Origin of the sequence: Lamprocystis purpurea DSM 4197 (assembly GCF_000379525.1) — a bacterium.
Taxonomy (GTDB): Bacteria; Pseudomonadota; Gammaproteobacteria; order Chromatiales; family Chromatiaceae; genus Thiodictyon; species Thiodictyon purpureum.
The window spans coordinates 133,785-156,082 of record NZ_KB902474.1 but is presented as its reverse complement, the minus strand read 5'-3'; the positions used below and the strand labels follow the sequence as shown (position 1 = coordinate 156,082).

At 60.6% G+C, this 22,298-nt stretch carries 18 protein-coding genes and 1 tRNA gene; 9 read left to right on the top strand and 10 right to left on the bottom strand.

What is annotated here, in order from left to right:
• Window positions 1–6: 6 nt before the first annotated feature.
• The 8 genes from brxL to A39O_RS0110105 form a co-directional block, all read right to left on the bottom strand.
• On the bottom strand, window positions 7–1,419 hold the full coding sequence (gene brxL, locus A39O_RS0110135; RefSeq protein WP_020504544.1) for a BREX system Lon protease-like protein BrxL: 1,413 nt from the start codon (window positions 1,417–1,419) through the stop codon (window positions 7–9).
• 18 nt (window positions 1,420–1,437) lie between these two features.
• Window positions 1,438–3,252 carry a hypothetical protein gene (locus tag A39O_RS0110130; protein ID WP_020504543.1) on the bottom strand — a complete coding sequence of 605 codons (1,815 nt, stop codon included), beginning with the start codon at window positions 3,250–3,252 and terminating at the stop codon, window positions 1,438–1,440.
• A 515-nt stretch (window positions 3,253–3,767) separates the two neighbouring features.
• Window positions 3,768–7,469 carry a hypothetical protein gene (locus tag A39O_RS0110125; protein ID WP_020504542.1) on the bottom strand — a complete coding sequence of 1,234 codons (3,702 nt, stop codon included), beginning with the start codon at window positions 7,467–7,469 and terminating at the stop codon, window positions 3,768–3,770.
• Complete coding sequence (locus A39O_RS0110120) at window positions 7,466–7,951, bottom strand: hypothetical protein (RefSeq protein WP_020504541.1); 486 nt, start codon at window positions 7,949–7,951, stop codon at window positions 7,466–7,468. Before A39O_RS0110120 ends, A39O_RS0110125 begins: the two co-directional genes overlap by 4 nt.
• 11 nt (window positions 7,952–7,962) lie before the next feature.
• The gene (locus A39O_RS38240; protein ID WP_083924616.1) at window positions 7,963–8,817 is read right to left on the bottom strand and encodes a DUF4007 family protein; all 855 of its coding nucleotides are present in this window, start codon (window positions 8,815–8,817) and stop codon (window positions 7,963–7,965) included.
• 61 nt (window positions 8,818–8,878) lie between these two features.
• Window positions 8,879–9,646, bottom strand: coding sequence for a phosphoadenosine phosphosulfate reductase family protein (locus A39O_RS32980; protein WP_020504540.1), 768 nt, complete (start codon window positions 9,644–9,646; stop codon window positions 8,879–8,881).
• 14 nt (window positions 9,647–9,660) lie between these two features.
• The gene (locus A39O_RS0110110) at window positions 9,661–13,068 is read right to left on the bottom strand and encodes a hypothetical protein (RefSeq protein WP_020504539.1); all 3,408 of its coding nucleotides are present in this window, start codon (window positions 13,066–13,068) and stop codon (window positions 9,661–9,663) included.
• Window positions 13,065–14,018: a DUF4007 family protein gene (locus tag A39O_RS0110105; RefSeq protein ID WP_020504538.1), complete on the bottom strand. Its 954-nt coding sequence runs from the start codon at window positions 14,016–14,018 to the stop codon at window positions 13,065–13,067. Before A39O_RS0110105 ends, A39O_RS0110110 begins: the two co-directional genes overlap by 4 nt.
• 621 nt (window positions 14,019–14,639) lie before the next feature.
• Between A39O_RS0110105 and A39O_RS40660 the strand changes: the two genes are divergently transcribed.
• The 4 genes from A39O_RS40660 to A39O_RS0110090 all read left to right on the top strand — a co-directional run bounded on the left by A39O_RS40660 (window position 14,640) and on the right by A39O_RS0110090 (window position 16,034).
• Window positions 14,640–14,897 carry a hypothetical protein gene (locus A39O_RS40660; RefSeq protein WP_211211563.1) on the top strand — a complete coding sequence of 86 codons (258 nt, stop codon included), beginning with the start codon at window positions 14,640–14,642 and terminating at the stop codon, window positions 14,895–14,897.
• 25 nt (window positions 14,898–14,922) lie between these two features.
• Window positions 14,923–15,168, top strand: coding sequence for a hypothetical protein (locus A39O_RS0110100; protein ID WP_020504537.1), 246 nt, complete (start codon window positions 14,923–14,925; stop codon window positions 15,166–15,168).
• A gap of 290 nt (window positions 15,169–15,458) precedes the next feature.
• On the top strand, window positions 15,459–15,659 hold the full coding sequence (locus A39O_RS0110095) for a hypothetical protein (protein ID WP_020504536.1): 201 nt from the start codon (window positions 15,459–15,461) through the stop codon (window positions 15,657–15,659).
• Window positions 15,660–15,674: 15 nt separating this feature from the next.
• Complete coding sequence (locus A39O_RS0110090; RefSeq protein WP_020504535.1) at window positions 15,675–16,034, top strand: CCDC90 family protein; 360 nt, start codon at window positions 15,675–15,677, stop codon at window positions 16,032–16,034.
• A 452-nt stretch (window positions 16,035–16,486) separates the two neighbouring features.
• On the opposite strand, the gene A39O_RS0110085 is transcribed toward A39O_RS0110090, so the two are convergent.
• Window positions 16,487–16,563: transfer RNA gene (locus A39O_RS0110085), tRNA-Arg, on the bottom strand.
• 132 nt (window positions 16,564–16,695) lie between these two features.
• Window positions 16,696–17,394 carry an SOS response-associated peptidase gene (locus A39O_RS0110080; protein ID WP_026199294.1) on the bottom strand — a complete coding sequence of 233 codons (699 nt, stop codon included), beginning with the start codon at window positions 17,392–17,394 and terminating at the stop codon, window positions 16,696–16,698.
• Between the two features lie 299 nt (window positions 17,395–17,693).
• Between A39O_RS0110080 and A39O_RS0110075 the strand changes: the two genes are divergently transcribed.
• The 5 genes from A39O_RS0110075 (at window position 17,694) to ispG (ending at window position 22,173) form a co-directional block, all read left to right on the top strand.
• Window positions 17,694–18,041, top strand: coding sequence for a CoA-binding protein (locus A39O_RS0110075; protein WP_020504533.1), 348 nt, complete (start codon window positions 17,694–17,696; stop codon window positions 18,039–18,041).
• A gap of 69 nt (window positions 18,042–18,110) precedes the next feature.
• Window positions 18,111–18,662 carry a hypothetical protein gene (locus A39O_RS0110070; RefSeq protein ID WP_157639935.1) on the top strand — a complete coding sequence of 184 codons (552 nt, stop codon included), beginning with the start codon at window positions 18,111–18,113 and terminating at the stop codon, window positions 18,660–18,662.
• Window positions 18,663–18,741: 79 nt separating this feature from the next.
• Window positions 18,742–19,560 (top strand): nucleoside triphosphate pyrophosphohydrolase, encoded by an 819-nt coding sequence (gene mazG, locus A39O_RS0110065; RefSeq protein WP_020504531.1) that lies wholly within the window; start codon window positions 18,742–18,744, stop codon window positions 19,558–19,560.
• Window positions 19,557–20,426: a DUF4743 domain-containing protein gene (locus tag A39O_RS0110060; RefSeq protein WP_020504530.1), complete on the top strand. Its 870-nt coding sequence runs from the start codon at window positions 19,557–19,559 to the stop codon at window positions 20,424–20,426. The genes mazG and A39O_RS0110060 overlap by 4 nt, the downstream gene beginning before the upstream one ends.
• A gap of 508 nt (window positions 20,427–20,934) precedes the next feature.
• Window positions 20,935–22,173, top strand: coding sequence for a flavodoxin-dependent (E)-4-hydroxy-3-methylbut-2-enyl-diphosphate synthase (gene ispG / locus A39O_RS0110055; RefSeq protein WP_040527635.1), 1,239 nt, complete (start codon window positions 20,935–20,937; stop codon window positions 22,171–22,173).
• Window positions 22,174–22,298: the final 125 nt, after the last annotated feature.

Sequence of the window (22,298 nt, the reverse complement as noted above, 5' to 3'; positions counted from 1 at the left end):
GCACGGTCAATGACCGGCAACCTTGATCTTGACCTGGGGCGAAAATTCACTCGGATTCAAAGCCGCAAGCTGAGTCCTTACGCGCTCGCGCAGACCGATGGCGGGCTTGAGTACATATTCTTCGTAGTCGGGGTGCTCCGGATTCAACATGAACAACCGTGACAGGGCGCGAGCCAGTCGCTCGATGGCCTTGGAGTCGCGGGTATCGCCCTGCATCGACGGGACCTGACCATACGGGAAAAGCGTACTGCTGGCCGTACGGATCTGGTGCGCATATTCGCCGAAAACATCGGCCTTGATGCCCGGACCCTGGGCAAAATGGGCATTGGTGATGCGCGGGATCTTCCACCCGGCAACGATCCCATGAAAGCGATCGAGCAGGGCATCATCATGGAACATCTCGGGCAACTGGCGGATGAAATCGGGCCGCATTGGCAATCCGCTGTAGTCCAACTCGATATTTGCTAGAACCATTAGGCCGCACTCGCTGGTAATCTTGTCATGGCCGATGGTGTAATGGCCGGATTCCAGATAGTCCTTGAATTTAGCATGAATATCACTCTCCCCCTTAAACTCGATGGACTGGCCCTCATCCAGCACCAACAGATCAAAGCGGGCAAGCAAACCCTCCTCCTGGGTACTCAAATTCTTGAAGAGCTGCGCCCTGGTCAAAGCTCCGCCGCTGTTGAGCCAGACATGGCGACTCAGATTGGAAAAGACGAATGACTTACCGGTACCCTTGGGGGCCAACTCCATCATGTTTAAGTTTTTCTGCACCAAGGGGAGCAGCCGCAATACGATATTCCGTCGTTGATCCTCGTTGTAGGCTTCCGGTTCATAGCCCATTGTGCGAATCAGGACCCCTAGCCACTCCGCAGTGCTAAAACCTTGGCGTGCATCGACGAGAGCCTGTAACCGGATCTGGCCGGACTGCATGGGCCGGAACTCGATCAGCTCAATTACATTGCGGTCTTTACCGTCTTGCCGCAACATAAGCCGGCCAGCGCCCCACTGGCCGCCGCTCAAAAGTCCGGGATGCTCATCGAGAAGGACATTGCTGGCCTCGGCCTTGCTCTCGTCTAAGCAGGGGATGTGGACAAAACGCTTACCCTTGGACACATCGACACGGACGGTGAAGCGATCAAGAACAACGACGGAGTCACCGTTGACAATGCGATTTTTCAGCCCCTCCTTCTCGGTCTTTGTTGGCAAGTGTTGCGTCATAAAAGCGGTTATCTCATGATAAACGGCCTGGTCATTTTTTTCCGGCCCTTCATAGCGTGACACCAGCCACTCCTCAACAAACGTCGTTACCGTCCGTGCCTCGCGTATATGGAGATTACGTACTCGCTCCTTATCGATCGTCAGATCGCCGAGCAACTCGACAATCTTACGATCCAAATCAGTAATAATTGCCATGCTCACTCGTACCCGGTGTTAAAGGTCAAAGAAATTATTGAAATCGCTCGCTGCCATGGTACTCTCGATCAGGTGTACACCCAACTCCAGGTCCAATTCAAACGCCAGGGTCTGGAATGGAGCCCCATCGCCAGGCTGATAACGCAGATCGAAGGGAACACGTGTCTTACCCTGCTGCTCGATGCTGGCCGTCAGATTGAGGATGATCCGAGGTTCAGTCTCGTAAGGATTAAGACGAGCGATTGCTTGACTCTCTCCGGCAAAGGGGTACTTGGCCACGGCCTTGAGATTGAAAAAGGTCTCATTTGCTGAGTTCATTAGGCAGAGCGTTGCGTGCCAGCCCTTGGTCGCTGCATGACAGCGAGCCTCGGCCGGGGTTAGATGCAGCGCGAATAGAGACTGAGCAGCGCCTTGGGCGATCAGGATAAAGGGGATCAACACTTCCTCTGGAGTCAGGCCCCCGTGCAGCAAGTTCGCGGTCGATCCGAACGACACCCGACCATGGGGAATCAACCAACCGCCGGCCTGACTACCGGCCGCCACATAGGCATAGCCTTCCGGCACCGGCTCAGGGGCCGCGGAGACCTGTAGTAGCCGCCGTTCAATCGGCACCGCACCGGGCAACGGCACACTGCTGCGCGAGACCTTGGTGGCGCCATGATCAGCCGTGATCAGGATTGTCGCCTTGACGCCAAAGCGGGCCGCATCGAGCAGCCAACCAGCGATCAGATCGGCAAGCTGAGCCGCAACTGTGCGCACCCGCTCGCGATGCAGACGAAACTCGGTGCATTGGTGCAGGTCGTCGTCCACCCGATTGTCCAGACACACCAACAGCCGCGTCTGCGGGCTGAGCGCCTGGCGAAAGTCTCTCCAGCTCTTGACGATCTGGAGCGCCCCCGGCGCGCTGAGATGGTCGGCGAAGCGCTCCCGCAAGGCACTCTCGTAACCCGTTGACGGAGTCGGCCTGTCCCGGCCGGTCAAGACGCCGATCTTGCCGATCTCGGTGATGGTCGGTAAAGGTGCGAAAAGCGGTTTGATGATGGGTGCACTCTGATCCACTAGCCGCTGGCGTAGCTCCAATTCCACTAGATCCATATGGATCGCGCCCAAGGCGTCAATGACACAGAGGATAACCAGATTTCCGGCGCTAAGTTCCTCGTCCACCGTCCGCGCGACAACGCGCCAATCATACTCCGACTGAATGATTCGATTCTGTTGAGCAACAACCCAGCGTGCGAAACTTCTCCCGATCGCATCATCCGGCTCAGCGTGCCGCTCAAAGGCCCCGATAGCATAGCGAAAGTACCGCGCACTCCAGCGCAACACATCATTCACGCAGGCGTCCGCAGACAGCGGCTCACAATGAGAGTGATTCAGATACTCCTGCATTCGGGAAGCCAGACCCATCGCGGTCACCCCGCCCAGGTTCCGTAGGGCCATGATCAATGGCTCACTGGCAATCCCGGGGTTCTGCTCGAACAGGGTCTGAAAACACTCCAACAGCCCCGGCCAGTCTTGCAGGGCATATTCCGCGAGCGCATGGACCTCAAGCCCACCACCATGGGTCCGGCGCTCCGCCGCGATTAACAGGCGTCGCAGATAATCCGGATAGGGCGCCGCGTCGGGTTCCGCCAGCGGCAGCGGTGGAAGTTGCTGAACCAGTGCCTTGGAGCACAGCCGGGGCGGCAAGGCGAAATCCAAGGTCAAATCGTCGCGTGAGCACAGTTTATCCAAGTGTTCGCGCACTGAGGCCAAGGCAAGCGTACGAAAAACGTCTGCGGGGACTGTCGAGTTGTCGATCAGCATCGCCAGAAATTCGGTCGTGGCGGTCATTCCGCACGCATCTAATCGTCCACTGAGCCGTTCCCTTATCTGGGGGACACTGAGTATAGCCTGAGCCCCCGCCTGCTGCCGGGACAGGGCCGCAAGCATCGCTGATAGGTCGGCTGACTGCACCAGTGCTGGGTCCAGCAGACCCAAGACCCGGTCAGCCGGGTCGGCCCCTTCATCAGCTACCCGGTAGTCGCCCCTAATTGACCGGAGCGCTCCCGCAAGCTCGTCATTCAACCAAGACGGTGCGGCGCAACCTAGGCGCTCGCGCAATGTCCGTCGGGGGGACACTCGCTCTACATCCAGGCCCGGCTGCCCCTCCAAGTCTGCAAAACGACGGAAAATCGCCGAGGACATGCACAGGACCAAAGACTGAAGCTCTGCAGCGCCGAGGCAATGACGAATGCGCTCGCGTACGGCATAGATCTGGTTTACGTCCGAGGACAGTACCTTTTCGGCATCCTGACCCTGGTACAACCCATGATCGTCCACTACGATGCGTACGGCCATAACGAAACCTACGCCAGTGAACAATCGGCAGTTGCGGCGCTGCCGAGTTTGTCAAGATGGCTCATGAGGATCGCCGTCAGGCACGCAGAATCCAACATTTTTTCGTAACGGAAGATTAATGCACCCAGTTCCTGCTTGAAGGTTTCTTCCGCACTCTGCTCCCGTCGAAAAAGTAACGAAACGATAGGGCCTGTCTGGGCATCTGTCGCCTCCACATCTTCCGCCTGCCTGAAAGGTGGAGAGAGGGGCGGGAGCTCAGGCTTAGCGGCTTGTTCAAGTAGCCGCTGGAGATCCCCGCTCAAACGGCCAATCTCAATGTCACTGCATTGATTTAGGTCTTTATCGGCGATAATACGAACGACCTCAGACAACCCCTCCGCTTCCCCTTGATCGGCCCGCTCCAGTGCTTGTGCAAGTGCTGGCTTCCCCTGGAGCTTGACGGCCTCGAAAATGCGGCGCTTTTGCTCCGGCTCCCTCAAGGCAGGGGCAATGACTTGAAGCACCGCCGCCGTTCGCTCGTCTTTGATGGAGTCGATGGAATCGAACAGTTCTCGCAATACCGCGCGTATCTCCTCGTCATCCTTTGCACCTTTTGAAATACCCAGCAGACAATCCGCAATGTCCTGAGAGTCTAATCCGGGCTGTTTAAGCTTCTGCAAAAGGCTACGTGCAATTTCGGTCAACTTGCCGGAGACTCTTACCGCGTCAGGTAATCCGCCATAGTAGGATCGTAGTCCCGCGATCGTTTCGCGCGCCTGTTCGTCCAAATCGCTTGAGATCGGCGGCGCCATTCGCAGGACATGATGCAAAGCGTTCAAGACTTGAAGCTGTGCAGCTTTAAATGTATCGAAACGTAGCTTCATCGCACTGCCATGGGTAAAAGCGTCCCAAAGAAGTGACTCGAAGGCTCCGGATTGGTTGACCCATTTCAATCGGGTGGCATCTTTGCGAATAGCGACGGCCGTAAAAATTGGCATGACGGCAGTCGGGAGTCCGTAGGGAGGCGCAATGAGCGCAGAACGCAACAGCGATAACTCACAAATTTTCCGGCGTTTGTCAAGTACCGTATCGTGGATCAGCGACAACAAGTCCCCCACCGATCCATCGGCCTCGCTCGGAGTCTTCAGGTGCCAACCGTCGGCGCGCTCGATAAGTAGCGCGTTGCTATAGGTGCCCAAGGTCCCGTCGATCAATGCAGCGACCTCACTGCCATCGTTTTCCCCAAAGAGGTCACTTCGTAGATTTGCGGCCTGCTCATCGAAATGAAGGATGCCGTGGATAAGCTTTTCGGTCCTCTTTATCTTATAATTCTCCGGATTATACAGGCGATTGACGTTCATCGTCCTTACCTTGACCTCTTTTGGGTAGCGTGCCTGCACCCGCGTGGTGAGATATTCGGTAAAGCTATGCCAGCTTGTAACGTCCACTACTTCGTCGGGATCGCCGAGCCGCTTGATCACCGTATCCCCGCGCTCTAATGCTATTCGCCCTAGCCTTTCCTTGATCTCCCGATGTAGTAGCCGACGGGTCTTATCCCATTCGTTGCGCAGCCGGCGCGCCAACCCTTCACCAGCGGCTTGCTGCTGCAACAATCTATCTATGACCAGATAGCGGCGAAGCGGTTCGATCAGCTCGGCAAGGCCGCGTTTGGGTATCCAAAGATAGGTCAGTGTCGTTGGTTCTGGGAGTTCGTCGCAACGGTTAATGGCTGGCGCTGCCTGCCGCGTATCTTCTAATATTAGGATTTCAACCAATGCTGACAATCGCTCATCGCTGGCTACCGGCGATTTCTCTGTCAAGTCGGCGACCAGTCGAACCTCGAATGACCGTATGATACCCGCTGGAGACGGGTCACAGTCATGAATTCCGCACTGCGGAAAGAGGTCTTGCAATAGATCGGGGTGCTCGTGTAGGTAGCCGAAGAGATTATTCGGCGTCAGTTGTTTTAACTCCTGCTCGATCAACGGCTCGATCTGGGTACCACTCTCGGCCTCCAGTTCCCACACTGGGATATCCGTATCTCTTCGCCAAATCAATTCAGCACGACGAAGAGTCTCAAGTTCTTGTTTGAGAACCAGCGGCTCCGACTCTGCGTCAAAGAGGGTGGTTGCGAGGAACGCCTCCGTTGGTTGGAAGTGTTCACCGAGTGCCCGGGCTAGCAACAGCACGGTAAGGATGTCCCGCTTCGTTGCCTGCGAATCCGGAAACCCCTGCGCGACCGCCGCAACCGCGTGGTTGTAGGCATCGGCAAGACCAGGGTACTCCTCGAACACGTCCTTCCGATATACCGCCAGAAGTGTCGGTAAACGGATCAGTTCAGATCCATAAAGCGTATCCGAGGCAATTGGTTGTTCTAAGGCAGTGCCAGACGTTGCCGCTTGGAGGTTCTGGAAGAAGGTGAAGACCGTCCGATTTGCCTGCGTATATTTAGCATGGGCGGCGATCGCAAAGAGCCCGGCAGCGGTTACTGGGTGCAGCGGATAGCATCCGGTCACAATATGCTCGACATCTTTGGCGAGGCTCGAAAACAAGGGCATCCTGGCACACACTTGGGCGAGGCTCCAGGCGCGTGGACGGGCCTGCTCTAAAAGAGTTACCCCAAGATCGGTCGGTGTGATCAGAGTGCTCAGGAGATGATAACCCTCCGTCTCCGATGATTTCAGCGCCACCGGAAAATCGCCGAAGCGCCCCTCAATCGTCAACAGTCGATTCTTTACCTCGATACCTGCCTGCGTACTTGCACCGTACTCACCCAATGATTTGTGAGTTAAAGCGATGAACAGGGTATGAGCCTTGGGTGGGGCACAGACCGTCTCAACAAATTTCTGCAGCTCAAAGATCTCCTTCACCGGATTGCGCTGTGGCTGATTGATCAGATTTTCCAGCGCATAGCCGAACTCGTCCCAAATGACCGCGATACCGTTATAGCCATGCGCACGACTCAGGGTCGCAGCGGCTTCCAAAAAGGCGTCACTAACAGCTTTTCCACCCAATGCCTGCGGGTCAAACTGGGCGCCGGCAGAGACTTTAGGATGCCAGACCTTGAACGTTTCAAGCGCCTCCGGATCGAACGAGCGGAGTTGGGTTTCCATCTCGTCCAAATTGAAAGCAGCCCCACGGACATCCCAGTCGGCGAGGGGCTTAGATCGATACCCCGGCTCATGCTCTAAGATGGTCGCGAGTCGTTCAAGGGCTGCGGCAAACTCAGTCTTCGGCATTATTGCTTGTGGGTCGAGTCCATCCGTATCGCTAAGCGCACGGTAGAGACCCTCCAGCAGCGCATGCTGCAAGGTTGGTGCTGGCGACCCATAGAGCGTTACGACCAGATACGGCCGGGAGTCAGGATTGCCGAGCGGGTGAAATGTCGTCTTGATCGACTCACACAGTCGGGACTCACCCTGACTCGTTAGTCGATCCAGAAATCCCATCATGGCGTCAGTGCCAGTTCCATTGCGCACTAACTCTCCGACAAGCACACCCAAATGGCTCTTGCCGGAACCATAGACTCCATGCCAGATCATCGCCCGCCACTCTTTCTGGGCATTCGCCAGCACTGCTTTTTGCAGGTGGGAAAGAATTCCGATAGATGAGTGGGTAGGCGTGAACGCATCTACTAGCGCACGGGCGCGACCGGAAAGTCCATCGTCAAGGCGGATTGCAGCATCGCGGCGGGAAGCATCTACATTAACGATGTCGCACAGCCTGGTCATGATAAAACCCCTTGCAGATGATCAATCGATTGGTGACGGGAGAGCCAAATCGAAAAAGGCAGTCGACCCAGTTCGTGCTCCGCAAGACTTACCCGCAACTGAGCAATGACGGGAGGCGTGGCCACGGTCATAATCACGATCTCGTGTCGACCGAAGGCATCAGCGATCCCGGTCCAGAAGGTGGCCTCATCTTGCTCGGACCAGTCAAGCATCCAATCCTTCGGTGAGAAGATGACTAGCCCCCGTTTGCGCGGCAGGAACACGGCATCAAAAAAATTGCGCCGTACGCATGGGATATCGGGTGCAGTGCCTTCGCCAGGTGTCTCCCAGACATCGTGTTCCAAAAGGATAGCTTCGATCTGGCTGCGCACTACCGAGAAATCATCCTGCGACTTTACTGCGATAACAACGCCTTGGTAGCGTACCGTCTGGTGGGCGGCAAAGAACGCTCGCAGCGCCTCGTTCAGTTGCTTTCGGTCCATTTTTTTCCCCGTTAGATCCAGGTGTCTTTCGATTCCTGCAACAGGTTAAGCAGGGTATGATTTGGATTTAGTCGCTCGCCAAAGCGGACCGAATCTAAGCCTTGTCCTTCGAGGAACTCGAAGTGGTGCTGCCAGGCCGCCGATCTTCCTAGATCCCGAAGGCGTTCTTTCAAGTCAGTCATGGATAAGCAAAGAAAGTGTTGGAGTCGAAGGTCGACTAATTCCCGAAAGTGTACTGTTGAACGCGTCGGAAAATGCTTATGACGGGCTAGGGCCAGGGCGTGAACAAGCGCTTGTTCAGGAACATTTGGTTCCGCAAGACGTAAGCGTTTCTTGCTGCCTGTCTTTATGATATCAATGAGTCCAGGGTCGGAAAGAGGACTATCGCCCATAAACATCCGTAACACTCCGTCGAGATTACTCTCTATCGTACTGGGTTTAACAAGTTCTGCTTGCTCCGCAAAAATCGCCGCTAGTTTCAAGAAGAGCGCATCATCAACCGTTACATAATCCGAACTTTCTCCCAGTATATAAAAGAGTGATCGATACGGATCGCATCGCTCAGAAAAACAGATGGCAAGATGAAGGCTCCACCATGAGCCGGTATTTTCCATTCTTGGATCGTTTAACAGAAGTCGTTTCCCGTAGTCGGTCAAGAAATACTGGGTCCGCTCGCTTACCACAACATTTGCAGCAAGCAACCATCCCTTGATCGAGTCTAGTACATTTTTTCCTGATATGAATTGGACCCGAGTCTCACGCATCCGGCTCGCAGTAAAAGCGTCGGGTTGCTTTGGAATAAGGGCAAGGGCGGTGATGAGCCTTTGTTTGGTTAGCGCAAACGTCTGTGTGTTAATCATTGCCATGATAGCGTTCTCCGACTTCTTCAGCCGCTCCTAGATTCGACCTTCAGTGGTGCCCCCGAGCTCACTTGAAGCAGTATGGACAACCGTCGCCTTCCTCCTCGGCGATCAGTTCGGTCCAGTTTGATGCTTCTTTCTTGCGTGGTCGCTCCGAAATCTCTGCGGCCCGCGCAATCAACTCGTCTAGAGATTCCCGTTGAGACCAGGTATACCGTTCCCCGGTTTCCTCATCGTACTTCTCGTATGCCTTTGCAAGCTCAAATAGATCGGGGTGTTCGCGATAGAGCCCTAACCACTCATGCTTCTGCTGGAAAAAGCAAAAATAACAGCCGGACCGACTTCGCCATTTATAGTAATCCGGGAGTCCGACTCCTGCGTCTTCCAATATCTTGAGAATGTCTTTCTTGGCCAGTCCATCTTCCCTGAACGGGAAGCGCGCTGTTATGTTTGGCTTTCGTGATATATACCCTTTTCTTTCTGGCTCGTCCGCGCGAATCCCAACATAGCTGATGGCCTGATCCTCCCCGACAAATCGCTCGAACGGCTTAATCTTGAGATTGACCGTACACCATCGCTGATCCACGGCAGGCAGGAAGTTGTCGTGTAGCTTCAGATAGTAATCAAAGTCTTTGCCCGCATTAATCCGGACAACCTTGCGCCCCAAATAGTCCTCCATGCGCTCGATGAACTCGATAGTTTCCGGCAACTCTGCTCCGGTATCCGCAAAGAAATATTCCATATCCGGAATCTTGTCGCGCATGTAGATTGCAAGCGCTGCACTATCCTTTCCGCCGGACAGCCCCAGCAGGTGTCTGGTCGGTTTGTCACTCATGTTTTAACTCCCACTTAGGTCTCTGCTTGAAGTAATTTCACAATGATAGCAAGTCGCAACTCTTGGTCTTCAAAGTTCGCTAGTAAGGCGTTAATACGCTCGGCCTGGGCGTCGATCAGAGGTCGCTGTTCGGGATTGATATAGGCGATGCGGCCGGCCCGTTCGCCGTCCGCGCTGGAGACCGTCCGCAGGAGGATAACTTCGCGATCTTGGCCCGCTGGACGTGCTTGGACGGCCCGGTCCAGCGTTTCCAAGTCACGCAGACGCACCGCCAAGTCGCTAAGGTACTCGATGGCATAAAGCCGTTGTTCGTCGGCCCACTTCTGTGGCGGAGTCTTGCCGACCAGGGTCATGACAGACTCTAACCAAGGTTGATCATCATGGTGTCCGGCAGTCAGGCGTCGGATGAAGGTGCGCAGATCCTGTCGATTCTCCCCAGCATAGCGATCCAAACCCTGAAAGCGAGCGGTCAACGCCTGACGTAGCTGGACTAGGGCCAACCCGGCATCCAGTCCGAAGACTCGCGCAAGTCTCTGCTGAAAGTCGTCGACCATTCCGGGATAGGCGTCGCGTAACTCCCGCAGTCCGGCAACGAGGGTGTGCAAATAGTCGTCCATCAGGGTCTCGTCCGCATCTGTGATTGCAATGGGTGCAATGCCACAGGCGCGCGGGAGGGTCTCAAACAGGAGCGCGGCCGGACCGCGGGCACGTGGAAAGGTCTCGCGAATCGCCACGGCGGGGCCGCTCAGATGCGATGCCTTTTGCGCATAGGGCGGCAGGGCACGCATGAACTTGGCGAGCGGCCGGATGATGTCGAGCAGCGTGGCGGGCTCCGGAATCCGTCCGACGATCGTCTCCAGATATTTGCGGAACAGTACTAAGCGCCCACCCTGTAAGCGGAAGCGCTCGATGGCAAAGCGCTCAGGACGCCTGGCCAGCAGTTCCAGTTGCTCGCCCCCGAAGCTGGGGCAAAAGACGGAGTCTTCGTACAGTGCGATTTCGCGTTGGTGGGCGAGGTAGTAGGCCATTAGCAAGATCGGCATGACACCGGGCTTGATCCCGTGAGGCGGCAAACTCATTGCCCCGAAAAGATCGGGCAGCGGGAGGGGTGAACCTTCATGTGCGAGCAGGTGTGCATCGAAAGCGTCGAACAGTGGACCGAAGCGATAGAGGTCGGATTCCGGCGGTCGGTGAAAGCCCCACACGCCTTTTTCCTGCCGATGCAGGCCGGGGGCGCGCAGCAGAGCGCGGTACATAGCCTTCTCGGGTGGGAATTTGGCGATTCCCAGATCCTCCTGATCCGCATGCTCGAACATGGCGACGAGCAGTTTATTGCGACCGGCTGCGGCCTGACCGGAGGGTTGATCACGGTTGATCAGTTCATTCCGCAGCAGGGGCGCATGGCGGTAGCAACGATCGAGGATCATGGAGAGTGTGCGCTGAAGGTCCCCCTTGTCGCCAATGGGCAACTCGCCGCCTTGCCAATACCAGCGCGCCTCGCCCGGGTCGGCAAAGACCCGGCTAAGCTCTTGCTCAAGACGCCGCTCGGCCGCCGCCTGTTGTTCGCGCAGTTCGCGCTCGGCGACCGGATCGCCCTGCAATCCTTGGGCCTGTCGACGCAGGGTTTCACCGGCCATGACCTCAATGAGGACCTCCCGGAGTAGGTCGGCGTTTGTGCACACAACGGCCAGATCGCTCACGGGTAGGGCGCTGAGGGTCTGGGCGAGTTCTGCCTGGTCGTCATCCGCATCCAGCAAGAGCTGAAGCAGCCGCGGGGAAGTTGGATCGGCATCCAGGTCAAGACAACGATCCAGATCCGTGTAGACAGGTTGGAACCAGCGTAGCGTGCCAGTGGCTATGCTGTGGCGGCGAGCGACCAAGGGGCGCGGCGCCGGGCGTTCTGCCAGGGTGGTCACGATGTCGATTTCGTCGAACTCCGCACGGGCGCGGGCGAATTCGCCTTCGAGGTCGAAATCGCTGCCAGCCCAGACGCGGTATTCGTTGCTGAAGCGCCGGAACTGGATAAGCGAGCGGGCGAGCAGGTCGTCGATCAGGGGTTGGGCATCGTCGCCAACACACAGGGCGATGATCGACGGGGACGCCTTGAGGTTGCCTTGAGCGCCGATGATGTTGAGCAGACCGACGGACTTGAGCAGAGCGATCTGCGCGGGCGGGGCGTCGCCGAGACGCTCGAGTGCCGTAATGACCTCGTTCCAGCGGCGATGGGTGTGGTGGGAGGTCGAGGCGGCGGGCTGGTTGAGAATAAAGTAATCGTAGATCTCCGCGGGCGGGATGCTGTCGCCCACCCGCTCGAGCCGCGTCAGGCTATCGCGGTAGCCGTAGGGTTCCTGGCTACCCAGGTAGCTGAACAGGGTGCGTTCATTCTGGGCCACGCGCTGGCAGAGCGGCGGAAGCAGCAGGGCGCCGACCGGGTGAAGCGGGTAGCAGGCGGCGAGCAGGTCCGTAGCCTCGGTGAGTCCTAGGGCCGCGGGCAGCGCACCTTCCGCCAGGAGTGCGGTCGCGGCCTTCGCTGCACCGCGCCGCACCAAGGCTTGTTCGTCGGCATCGAGGCGTTGGCGACAGGCAGCGGCGACGATGCGCAGGGTCTGGTCGGCAGGGTCCAGGAAGGCAATGTTCTCGAAGCGGCCCTGGACCTTGGTCCATTCGTTGCGCAGGGTCTCGCCAAGGCGCTGGGCGTATTGCTCGAAGGATTGATGGAGCAGGACCACGAGGTTCAGCGGCGCTCCATGCTGGCGGACGGCGTGCTCGGCCAGGGCTTGCAGGAGGTAGATGTCGTTGGCGCCGTGACGGGCCTCGTACTCCAGGAATTTGCCTAGTTCGTCGATGATTAAGAGCAGACCGTTGCCCTGGGCCTTGGTAATGGCGACCTGCAATTGACCGATCACCGGGCCGACATCGCTGGGCCGCAGGCGCCCGCCTTGGGCCAAGTCTTCGAGAGTACCGAGGATGGCCGGGCGACGGCCCCGATCGCGCCAGAATTCGTTGGCTCCGTGTAAGAGGGCAATGGCGAGTCGTTCGGCGAGGGGCTCAGGGCTGCCCGTGAGCAGGACGCAGCAGTGGCCGGCAGTACCGGCGCCTAAGGCCGAGAAGCGCTCGGCCAAGGTGTGGTCGAACCGGGCCAGGACATGCCTGGCAGCGGCACCGGTCTCGTAAGTCTCGTCGCCGAGCAGATGGGAGAGGAAGACGGCGAAGGATGACTTGCCGGCACCGTAGGGTCCGACGAGAGAAAAGGCGCGGGGTGCTTCGGTGGTGTCGAAGCCTTTAATGATGCGGCTCAGGGTGTCCAGGCTACGAGCGGTCGGAATGTAGGTTTCCACCCCTTCGAGTGAATCGATGTCCCGCTCCAGATTGGCGGAGCGGGTGTAGTGGGTGTTGACGCTGATGCGCTCTTGCAGGCTCATCGGGTGTCGGCCGGCTGGCCCGGGCGGTAGTGGGAGCGAAGGTAGTCCATGGGGTCGATGATGTCGCGCAGGCTGTAGAGCTGGTGGACCCCGGCCTGCTCGCGCAGGGCGAAACGCCCGGGGAGGCGGCGGATGATGCGCTCCAGCTTGGTAATGAGGGCGTTTTCGGTCAGGCGGAACACGGCGCCGAGGGCGGGAAACCCGGGGCGTCCGTACATCAGTTCGGCCATCGGCAGGGTGCGCAGGCCAATCTGGTCGAACAGGTCTGCGATCGCATAGCCGAAGACGCCGTCGGGTGGCCCGTCCCGCTCCTCGGCGGCGGAGCGGTGGCGGTGGGATTCGGGCAGCGCACGCACCAACCCGAGCAGCGACAGGGGGGAGTCCAGTGCGTCTTCCAGGTGGACGCGGGGGCCGATGGCGGAGGGCTCGTACATGCGCATCAGGATGCGCAGATCATTGATCATGGTCTTGGGCGGGGCCTTGTTGCCGAGCCGCTCCTGGACGAAACGGGTCAGGGCATTGCCAGCCTCGGGAAGCGAAAACTCGGCCTGGTGGAAGTGGTTGAAGAACCAGCGCCAGACGGTCGCCTGGGCGCCGTTGGTGGCGAGCAGCCAGTGGATCAGCCAGATCGTGGCCTCGTCTTCCAGATAGGGGTCGAGCCCGTCTGCTGCGAACACGGCCTGACCCAGGGCGGTGGGGCAGAGACCCGCGGGCCTGCGCTCGGCGATGCGGGTCGCCTGGAGCCAGTAGTGGATAGCGGCCACCATGTTTTTGCCGACGCCCAAGGTAACGGTGGACTCGTCGGCGTCGAAGGCCCGGGGATCGACGCTCATGGCCTGGAACCCCTTGGTCAGCCAGGCGTAGCGCAGGTGGAAGGTCTGGTGCCGACCGAAGGACGCTTGGTCGAAACGGTACTCCAAAGGCTTGCGGGCGGGGGCGATGGAGGCCATGGGCTGGGCGTGACTCCTTGCGGTCGCTGGCGGGGGTTGGCGGCCCGCGGCACCGCTTACCCGCGGTGATGATGGCGATCTGTTCATTTGTTTGGGGCTTGCATAGGGATGATACACCGCGCCACGTCAACCGAGACGGTGGGCTTGACCGACGGTTGCGACGGTAACTCCCCGTTTCAGATCTTTACCACATAGCCAGCGTCACGGACCGTGACGTAAGGCGCAGTTTGTCGAGGTAGCTCATGTGCGTCACCCTCTGTGCTCGGACCACGCGAGCGCACGGAGGATCGCGGTCCGACTCACCGGACCGCCGTCCGGTGCTTCTGCCCCGCACCGACCCCGGGTTACTGAAGCCGTGGCCAAGGCCCGCGCCCAGCGGGAAACGGGCCGCAGGAATCACCAGCGGGTCCGTCAACGGGGCGCCCGAGGCCGCCATCGCCGGGTCGTCGCGGTAGGTCCAGCCCCAGGCCGTGGTTGCCGGGTGGCGCTGCCGTGGCCGGAGAGCCAGGCGATGACGGGGAGTTCGACGTAGCCGGATTCGATCATGGACTCTTTTTCACCTTCCGGAACAAGGGTTGAGCGTGAGAATGGAGCCGAACCGCCATGCTATACTCAACCCTGATGAAACCATCGGCCTACGAGATCGCAAAGTCAGGCGGCCGGCACGCAGGCGTCCTGATCGGACATGCGAGTAAATCGACTGGTGAATTGAATCGCGCAATCCGCTCGTTGCGCAATCAGGTCGAAATCCACCGAGAAAAGATCGCAAACCCGCTGAAATGGGTATCGCCCGAGCTGTCCGAGCGTCAACTCAACCCCTCGTCAACCAATATTGGCCGAAAGAGATCGCCAATTTTACCGAGCAAATTGAAATCCTAGAGCGAATTCTTACGGAGCCTGATCCATGAGCAAACAGCAAGACGCACTGCTGGTCCTGGAAGAGACCGCCCAATCTCTGAAGGGCGCGGCCATGGCGTTGAATGCGTCGTCCGCCTATGACGAAGGGCGTCTGATGGGCTACTACGAGGCACTGTCAACGCTCTTATCCCAGTGTGCCATGCTGGACATCACGCCGGCCGATCTGCACCTGGGTGCGGATTTTCGTCCTGAATCGCTGTTGCGGCCGTCTTCCGTTGCCCGCGCCGCGTAGGTCGGGTTAGCGGAGCCTAACCGGACGGCCAGTTGAGGAACCTCAATCAGTACGCCATACCCCAACAGGCCCGCTGCCACCCGCCATGCAGGTCCGGGAAATGTATTCAAGCCCAGCATGCCGAGTGAAAAAAATGCCAGGACATGGTTGGCCTTGTCCCAACCCGTGCTGAGGAGCATCCCACCGCTGAGGTTACCGAGTTTCCAACCCGCGCCCGCACGGGGGCGAAGTGACTCCCGGCGAACACTGAAGATCCCCAGACCCGACCCCCTTCACCCGGAGAACCCACGATGACCGCCGACATTGAAAGCCTGATCCTGGAACACTGGCGCCACATCCGCGGCCGGGTCGATCAGATTGCCGATGACGTCAGCGGCCTGAAACACCGCATGACGAGCCTTGACGGTGCCATGGCCTTGGTCAAGCGCGAAGTGACCTTTGGCGATGAGACCGACGCCAGGCACCAAGTCAGCATGGACACCTTGAATTGACCGAGGGCTGAGGACATGACCAGCTTCATTCTTGACACCCTGGCCTATGCCGACACCCTCAAGGCGGGCGGATTCAGCCCGCAGCAAGCCGAAACCCAGTCTCGCGCATTGGCCGAAATCCTGGATCGGCAAATGGCGACCAAGGCCGAAACAGCCGAACACGAGAACAACCTGCGGCGCGATATTGAAGCGTTGCGACTGGAACTGAAGCGCGATATTCGGGAATCCGAGTTGCGACTTGAAGCGAAGATTGCCGAGACGAACACCCGGATTGCCGAAAGCAAAGCCGAGCTAACCCGCTGGGTCATTGGTGCGGGAATATTGCAAACAAGCATCATCGTGGGCGTCTTGCTCAAGGTCGGAAAGCTGATTTAACCCGCTCGGCCGGGTCTAGGCTGATCCCCGAAAAGGCGGCCCCTTCACCGCCTAACCCCGGCGGAGGTTGTCGCGCTTCCGGCCCGTGGGCGTGGGCGAAATCGTTGACAGGAAAGGTATAATTTGACGGGAACGGTGCCGTACTCGACCTGGACCACACCGACGAACGCCCCGAGCTGGCGGCCCTGGCCGACAGGCTGCCGGCTGGTTGCGAGGGGCAAGGGTGTCGGCACCTATCATCCATGCCCATCACCCGCCTACGGCGAGCCCCGTGCATGTGATTTTGAAACGCGCGAAGGTCGAATTGGACTCGGCCGACGCACCCATTGGAACCCTACCGTTCGTCGGCTCGACGAGAGCGGACACAGGGTGACTTTGCCCCGCGTGGTTGCTTAGTGGTTGCGCAAACAAGAACGGCCTAGACCCGATTGAGTCTAAGCCGTTGTCTTTATTGGCGCGCCCGGAGAGATTCGAACTCCCGACCCCCTGGTTCGTAGCCAGGTGCTCTATCCAACTGAGCTACGGGCGCTTATCTGGGGTGCCCCGTCCGTGGAGGCTTTATCCAGCCGCGCATGCCTGCGGGCTGATTGATCGTGAACGGCACCGCTGAGCCGGCCGTCGCTGAGCGCGGTAATATGCCGGTGATCGGCTGTGCTGTCAATCATTTTATCGAATCCGCCGTCAGCGGCTCGATGAGCCCGGGGTCGTCGTCGCGGACATGGTTGACGCGTCGACTGACGGGCTCCAGGGTCCAGTCGGCGGCCGGGGCGCTCTGGAGCAGGTCGTGCAGCGCGGCGGGGTCGCGCCTGGCCGGGTCGAGCCAGGCGGCATGGTGCGCGGGACTCAGGACAACCGGCATGCGGTCGTGGACCGGCGCGATGGCGGCGTTGGCGGCGGTGACGATGATGGTGACCGAGGTGATGGGGCCGGTCTGCGCGGTGCCGACCCAGTGCTCCCAGAGTCCGGCCATGGCGAAGGGCCGCCGGTCGGTCCGGCGGATCAGATAGGGCTGCCGGCCGGCACATTCGGTGCGCCATTCGTAGAAGCCCTCGGTCGGGATCAGGCAGCGGCGCTCGCGAAACGCGGTGCGGTAGGCGGGCCGCTCGGTGAGGGTCTCGGCGCGGGCGTTGATCATGGAGTAGCGGTTGTCCGGGCCTTTCGACCAGGCCGGGACCAGCCCCCAGCGCAAGGGGTCCAGGCGCCGTTTGCCGTCGGCGCCGACCCGGATGACCAGAATGTTCTGGCTGGGGGCGATGTTGTAACGCGGTCGCGCTTCGCCCGCCGAGGCCGCGTGCGACTCCAGGTCGAAGGCGTCGGCATAGGTCTGCGGGTCGGAGCACTGGATGAAGCGTCCACACATTGCGTCTTCCTCAAAATGATGACCGTTGGCCGACATGGCAGCAATTCCATGGTTAGGCGGCATCGCGCGGCCGGTGGATGCGGCGCGCGCGACCGACGTGCCGGGTCCCTAACACCGAGCGGCGCGCCTTATCCACCCTACAGTGGAGCAGGTTTTGTCGTAGATTATCGAAGCACATCCACCGTCAGTCTTGCTGCCGGCATGGACCTGCGGTGACGGCTTCCGCTAACATGCTGGTTTTCCGGCAAGGGGGTAATGGGGTGCACAGGCTACGCAAACCAGAAGATCATACAGTCGTTGTGCTGGGGGCCAGCCCCAAGCCGGTGCGCTATTCGTTCCAGGCGGTGAAGCTCCTCAAGGAGAAGGGTTATCGGGTTATTCCGGTGCACCCGAAAGCACACCAGATCGAGCATATCCCGGTGGTTCATTCCCTGGCGTCGATCGCGGGCCCGGTCGATACCCTCACCCTGTACATGGGTCCGGACCGCGTCCATGACGAGATCCAGGCGATCGTGGACCTGCGTCCGGGACGGGTCATCCTCAATCCGGGCGCCGAGTCGCGTGAGTTGGAGACCGCCCTGCATTTGGCCGGCATTCCCCACGAGCACGCCTGTACCCTGGTGCTGCTGCGCACCGGACAGTTCTGACGGCCGCGGTCCGGTCGCGCCGCGCACGGCACGCCCGGAGTCTGTCGAAGTCCCGCTGGAGGTCGCCTCATGTCCGTTGTTCGAGCCAATCCATCCGCCGCCGGGGTGCTCGGCGCGTTCGGCCTGATGGGGCTGCTGCTGACCGCCGGCTGCGCGGATATGGCCACGGATATCGGCCTGATGGCCAAGGCCCCGGCCGCCGCGCCGCCCGACCTGCAACAGCACCCGCCGGTCACCCAGGGCACCCGCCCCGCGGCGGTGCTGAGCATCCATACCCGCAAGGCCTTCCCGAATGCCTGCAAGTACGGCATCACGCTGACCAACAACTTGCCTTACAAGATCAGCGAACTGTCCTTCCGACTCACGGCGATCATCGACGGCGACGTGCCCTACGACACCCAGACCAAGAGTTTCTCGGAGCTGCGGCCAAGCGAGCAGACCTATCGCGACATCACCTTCCAAGGGGTGCAATGCAAGCAGATCCGCCGCATCGCCGTCACGGACCCGGGGCGCTGCACCCTGGACACGCTCAACCGGTTCAATACCGCACCGGGGGACTGCGCCAAGTTCAGCGAGGTGGCCGCCAGCCCGCTGGTCACTGTCGTCAAGCAGGCGCCATGAGCGGCGCGGCCCCGAACCCCGAACCCCGAACCCCGAACCCCGAACCCCAGATTACCGGCCACCACCCGGATCGAATGCAATGTCTGATCAGACCTCCATCGACACTCTGTTGGCCATCATGGCCCGCTTGCGCGACCCGACCGACGGTTGCCCCTGGGATCTGGCGCAGACCTTCAGCACCATCCTGCCCTACACCCTGGAGGAAGCCTATGAGGTCGCCGAGGCCATCGAGAGCGGCACCCTGGAGGATCTGCGCGACGAACTGGGTGACCTGCTGTTGCAGGTGGTCTTTCACGCGCGTATGGCGCAGGAGCAAGGCGCCTTCGCCTTCCCCGATGTGGTTCGCGCCATCTGCGACAAGCTGATCCGGCGCCACCCGCACGTGTTCGGCGATGCGGAGCTGAGCGACGCGGCGGCGGTGCGGCACCACTGGGAGCAGGCCAAGGCCGCGGAGCGTGGACGCGCGGCGCAGGCGCAAGGCGGCGACCGCGCCGACACGGCACAGAGTGTCCTGGCGGGTGTGGCGGCGGCGCTGCCGGCCCTGGTGCGGGCGGAGAAACTCCAGCGGCGGGCGGCCGCGGTCGGCTTCGACTGGGACGCCATCGCCGGCGTCTTCGACAAGGTTCGCGAGGAATTGGACGAATGTCACGCGACCCTCCCTGAACAGACGGATCCGACTGAACGAGTACACGAAGTCGGCGACCTGCTGTTCTCCTGCGTCAACCTGGCGCGCCATCTGGGAGTCGATGCCGAACAGGCACTGCGGGCCGCGAACCATCGCTTCGAGCGGCGCTTCGCGCACATCGAAGCGGGGCTGGCCGCGCAGGGCGCGCGGCCGGGACCGCAGATGCGCACCGAGATGGAGCGTCTATGGGATGACGCCAAGGCACATTCATGAGCTATCTTGATAAAATTCGGGCTTGCAACGCCTGCAACCCGGCCGATTTTCTACCCTGGATGCTGGCGGGCGAGCGCGTCGGCGCGGTGCGGCGCACCCTGGCGGCGCACCTGAAGCGCTGGCCGGAGCAGTTCCAGGTCGATGATGTACGGGTCGATTGGTACGGCGCACCGGACAGCATGGCGGCGCGCTCCGCGGTCCTGGCGGAGATGGTCGAGGTCCTGGTGGCGGCGGGCTTGATCGAGGCACTGCAGGGCGAGCCCTATGCCGTGACCCCGAACCGGCGCGATCAGGCACGTTGTCTGATCGACCGCGCGGCGGCACCCTGGTTCGGCGTCCGGGCTTTCGGGCAGCACCTGAACGGCTTCGTGCGCACCGGGCGCGGCGATCCGGGGCAGCAGATCCAACTCTGGGTCGGGCGCCGGTCGGCCAATCGACGCGTCTCGCCGCTGCATCTGGATAATCTGGTCGCCGGCGGCCTGCCCTACGGGGTCAGCCTGCGGGACAATCTGCGCAAGGAGTGTCATGAAGAGGCGGCGATTCCAACCGCCATCGCGGATCAGGCCGTACCCGTCAGCGCCATCACCTACTGCCGTGACGCGGCGCGGGGGCTGAAACCGGATCTGATGTACTGCTATGACCTGGAGTTGCCGGAATCCTTCGTACCGCATTGCACCGACGGCGAGGTCGAGTCATTCACCCTTATGCCGGCGGCGGAAGTGGCCCGGTTGGTCCGCGACACCGACGAGTTCAAGCTCAACTGCAACCTGGTGGTGATCGACTTCCTGATTCGCCACGGGGTGATTGCCCAGGAGGACCCGGACTATATTGCGATCATCCAGGGGCTGCGGTCCCCGTTGCCGTAGGGTCCGCTGCGCGGACCAACGACCAAGGACCTCGCCGCCAACCCAGCGGTTCGGTCCGCATAGCGGTTCGGTCCGCATAGCGGACCCTACGGGGATTTTGTAGGGTGGATAAGCGCAGCGCATCCACCATCAGCCTCGCAGACGGCACCATGCTGGTTGCTGCGGAAGTGCTGTGCAGCGTCATTCCGGCAGGATGCCGGAAGGAAGTCGCCACGGATGGTACCTCGCAGCGAGCACGGACCTGCAAGATGAGCAGGATCGCTCAACCGTTATTCCGGCAGGATGCCGGAATCCAGCGCCATGGACGGTACCTCGCAGCAAGCACGGACCTGCAAGATGAGCGGGATCGCTCAACCGTCATTCCGGCAGGATGCCGGAAGGAAGTCGCCACGGATGGTACCTCGCAGCGAGCACGGACCCGCAAGATAAGACGAAACGCCCTACCAGGACACGCGATCAGCTCAGGTTTTCATTCAAGAAATCGTGCCGCAACAGCGGCGAGGTCAGCATGAGTTCAGTCCCCTCCTCCATCCAATCCCCGATCCAGCGCCGTGTCACGGTTCCGGTGCGCATCGGGCCGGTGACCGCGGGCGGCGGCGCGCCCATCGTCGTCCAGTCCATGACCAACACCGACACCGCCGACGTCGCGGCCACGGTGCGCCAGGTGGCGGAACTGGCGGAGGCCGGCTCCGAATTGGTCCGCATCACGGTCAATACCGAGTCCGCCGCCCGCGCGGTGGCGCAAATCCGCAGCACGCTGGACGCCCAGGGCTGCAACGTGCCGCTGATCGGCGACTTCCATTTCAACGGCCACCGCTTGCTCACCGACTATCCGGACTGCGCCCAGGCCCTGGCCAAATACCGCATCAACCCCGGCAACGTGGGCAGCGGCGCGACGCGCGACAGCCAGTTCGCCACCATGATCGAGATCGCCTGCCGCTATGACCGGCCGGTGCGCATCGGCGTCAACTGGGGCAGCCTGGATCAGGATCTGATCGTGCGCATGATGGATGAAAATGCCCGCAGCGCCGCTCCCCTATCGGCCGAGCGCGTGATGCACGAGGCCATGGTGGAATCCGCGGTCGCCAATGCCGCGCGCGCCGTGGAGCTGGGCCTGCCCAAGGACCACGTCATCCTGTCCTGCAAGATGAGCGGCGTGCAGGATCTGATCGCCGTCTACCGCATGCTGGCCGCCCGTTCGGACCACGCCCTGCATCTGGGATTGACCGAGGCCGGGATGGGCTCCAAGGGAATCGTCGCCTCCACCGCGGCCCTGGCCGTGCTGTTGCAGGAAGGCATCGGCGACACCATCCGCGTCTCGCTCACCCCGGCGCCGGGGGAGGCGCGCACCCGCGAGGTGCAGGTGGCGCAGGAAATCCTCCAGACCATGGGCCTGCGCTCCTTCGCCCCCATGGTCACCGCCTGCCCCGGCTGCGGACGCACCACCAGCGACACCTTCCAGCACCTGGCCCAGGACATCCAGGGCTACCTGCGCGAACAGATGCCGCACTGGCGTTCCCGCTATCCGGGGGTGGAAACGCTCCAGGTCGCGGTGATGGGCTGCGTGGTGAACGGCCCCGGCGAGAGCAAACACGCCAACATCGGCATCAGCCTGCCGGGCAACGGCGAGCGCCCGTCGGCGCCCGTCTTCGTCGACGGCGAGAAAGTCGCGACCCTCAAGGGCGACGATATCACCGCGCAATTCAAGCGGATGGTGGATGACTATGTCGAGCGGCACTATGGCTGAGTGAGCCTGTTGCGGCACTGATCGTCATTCCGGCCGCAAGACGACCGCGGGTCAAGGCTTAACCGCAACAGTCGCGTAGCGACCCCGTGGGAGCGGCGTCCCGCCGCGACGGGGCCGGCCGCGGA

Excerpts from the sequence above, each read along its gene's own strand:
- A39O_RS0110080 (WP_026199294.1), bottom strand. The coding sequence starts at position 17,394 with ATGTGTGGACGCTTCATCCAGTGCTCCGACCCGCAGACCTATGCCGAC.
- A39O_RS0110110 (WP_020504539.1), bottom strand. The coding sequence starts at position 13,068 with ATGAGCCTGCAAGAGCGCATCAGCGTCAACACCCACTACACCCGCTCC.
- A39O_RS0110095 (WP_020504536.1), top strand. The coding sequence starts at position 15,459 with ATGACCGCCGACATTGAAAGCCTGATCCTGGAACACTGGCGCCACATC.
- A39O_RS0110130 (WP_020504543.1), bottom strand. The coding sequence starts at position 3,252 with ATGACCGCCACGACCGAATTTCTGGCGATGCTGATCGACAACTCGACA.
- A39O_RS0110070 (WP_157639935.1), top strand. The coding sequence starts at position 18,111 with ATGTCCGTTGTTCGAGCCAATCCATCCGCCGCCGGGGTGCTCGGCGCG.
- A39O_RS0110060 (WP_020504530.1), top strand. The coding sequence starts at position 19,557 with ATGAGCTATCTTGATAAAATTCGGGCTTGCAACGCCTGCAACCCGGCC.
- mazG (WP_020504531.1), top strand. The coding sequence starts at position 18,742 with ATGTCTGATCAGACCTCCATCGACACTCTGTTGGCCATCATGGCCCGC.
- A39O_RS38240 (WP_083924616.1), bottom strand. The coding sequence starts at position 8,817 with ATGGCAATGATTAACACACAGACGTTTGCGCTAACCAAACAAAGGCTC.
- A39O_RS0110125 (WP_020504542.1), bottom strand. The coding sequence starts at position 7,469 with ATGACCAGGCTGTGCGACATCGTTAATGTAGATGCTTCCCGCCGCGAT.
- A39O_RS0110090 (WP_020504535.1), top strand. The coding sequence starts at position 15,675 with ATGACCAGCTTCATTCTTGACACCCTGGCCTATGCCGACACCCTCAAG.
- ispG (WP_040527635.1), top strand. The coding sequence starts at position 20,935 with ATGAGTTCAGTCCCCTCCTCCATCCAATCCCCGATCCAGCGCCGTGTC.
- brxL (WP_020504544.1), bottom strand. The coding sequence starts at position 1,419 with ATGGCAATTATTACTGATTTGGATCGTAAGATTGTCGAGTTGCTCGGC.
- A39O_RS0110105 (WP_020504538.1), bottom strand. The coding sequence starts at position 14,018 with ATGGCCTCCATCGCCCCCGCCCGCAAGCCTTTGGAGTACCGTTTCGAC.
- A39O_RS0110120 (WP_020504541.1), bottom strand. The coding sequence starts at position 7,951 with ATGGACCGAAAGCAACTGAACGAGGCGCTGCGAGCGTTCTTTGCCGCC.
- A39O_RS0110100 (WP_020504537.1), top strand. The coding sequence starts at position 14,923 with ATGAGCAAACAGCAAGACGCACTGCTGGTCCTGGAAGAGACCGCCCAA.
- A39O_RS32980 (WP_020504540.1), bottom strand. The coding sequence starts at position 9,646 with ATGAGTGACAAACCGACCAGACACCTGCTGGGGCTGTCCGGCGGAAAG.
- A39O_RS40660 (WP_211211563.1), top strand. The coding sequence starts at position 14,640 with ATGAAACCATCGGCCTACGAGATCGCAAAGTCAGGCGGCCGGCACGCA.